Origin of the sequence: Candidatus Aegiribacteria sp. (assembly GCA_021108005.1) — a bacterium.
Lineage (GTDB): Bacteria > Fermentibacterota > Fermentibacteria > Fermentibacterales > JCC-6 > Aegiribacteria.
The window spans coordinates 1-1826 of sequence record JAIORS010000189.1; the positions used below are offsets into that span (position 1 = coordinate 1).

Genomic DNA, 1826 nt, shown 5'->3' on the forward strand with positions numbered 1-1826 from the left:
AGGCTGAGCTTCACAACACGCAGTACCAGAGAATGATCCGAACTCTCCTGGATGAGTACGTGGCGCATCAGAGATAAGTGAGTTATAACAATCGAATCGAACTGACTGCATGGTATCATCAGATACAGCAGCTCATTCGAAGCGTTAGCCAGCAACAAAAAGAATTTAAAAATAGTAAGCTTAAGGAAGCATAATGCAGAACTCAAGTAAAACAAAAATTCATTCATCGTATTTCTATTTCTTATTAGGTTTTATCTTTCTATTCTTTTTTAACGGCAGATGGATTCTGCCTATAGCTGCATTTATAGCCCCGATATTTATAATACGGTTTCTCAGATTCCATAAGCCGATCAAAGGACTACTATTCTTGGTCATTGCCGGGTTCGTTTCCAATATTTTCATCTGGAAAGACATGATGCCGATTTCCGGGCCCTTTTATTATATCCTGATGTTGATGATGAGCATCTTCACTGCCCTGACATTTATCATCGACCGGATATATTCCCAGCAATTGAAAGGAATTGTTTCAACGTTAGTATTTCCTTGTGTCTATGTGCTCATGGAGTTTATTACGGTTTCCACAAATCCTTCAGGTTCGTACGGAATGCTGGCGCATACACAGTCGTGTCTCCCCTTCCTGCAATTGCTTTCCATAACCGGTATTTGGGGAGTCACATTTGTCATCCTATGGACTGCATCTGTTATCAATTGGCTATGGGATCATGACTTTGACAAACATGTATTACGCCAATCCTTGTGGGTGTATGCAGTGCCGGTTCTCACCATCCTTCTTTATGGACAGATCCGTTTAGCACAACAGACTACTGAAGACACGGTGAGAATTGCGTCTATCAATATTCCCAAAGACGAGCAGCAGCGTATTTATAATGATTCCCCGGACTCTATCAATGAACAAATCAACAGTTCATTTTTGGACTACTGTCACATTGCTGCACTTTCGAGAGCAAAACTTGTTTTTGGAGCAGAGAGTATCATCAATTTGACTTCAAACGAAGAAGGCGAATTTATTGAACGTGCAAAAGAGATAGCAATAAAAGACAGTATTTACATTGGGCTTCCTATGTTGGTTTATCCGATCAATTCTTCTCAAACACTGCCGATGACTAAGATTACATGGATTTCACCGCAAGGAGAAATTCTGTTTACATATTGTAAGGCTAAACCCACTCCTGGTGAAGGATCGTACGGCGATGGCATAATACGGTATTTCGATTCACCATACGGACGTATCGGATCTGTCATCTGTTTCGACATGGATTTCCCTTCGCTTCTCCATCAGGTTCATTCGATGCATATCGATATCATGACAGTTCCCGGAAACGATTGGAAAGACATTACACCCTACCATACGTACGTTGCATCCTTCAGGGCAATCGAACAAGGATTTCATTTGGTACGTGCAGCATCGCAGGGATTGTCCGCTTCCTTTACTAATAGAGGACAGCTGATTTCGTCGCAGGATTATTATGCCTCGAACGATGCTATTCTCTATTCCGATGTACCTATGAAGGGAGAATCCACTGTATATTCTGTTGTAGGAGATGTATTTGCATGGCTTTGTATTCTGTTCTTTATTTTGATAAGTATTTTCGTTTTTAACAAAAAGAAAGCGAACAGAAAAGCAAATATTGGTATAGCTCTATTGTGATAGAGTTACTGAATTTTAGGAATTTATTTCTAACCACTGAATCAACCTGACACAAATGCTCGGGAGCATGCTTAGCTGATACTTGTGCAGGTTATTCAGAATGTTCGTTTATTGATCTGCTGGCCCATGGGAGAATCGGCACCAGATGAATATCAAC

General features: G+C 40.7%; 1 protein-coding gene. It reads left to right on the plus strand.

Going from position 1 to position 1826, the window contains the following annotated elements; all coding sequences use genetic code 11:
• The first annotated feature begins 193 nt into the window (after positions 1-193).
• Complete coding sequence (locus K8S15_11880) at positions 194-1669, plus strand: hypothetical protein (GenBank protein ID MCD4776734.1); 1476 nt, start codon at positions 194-196, stop codon at positions 1667-1669.
• The last annotated feature ends 157 nt before the right edge of the window (positions 1670-1826 follow it).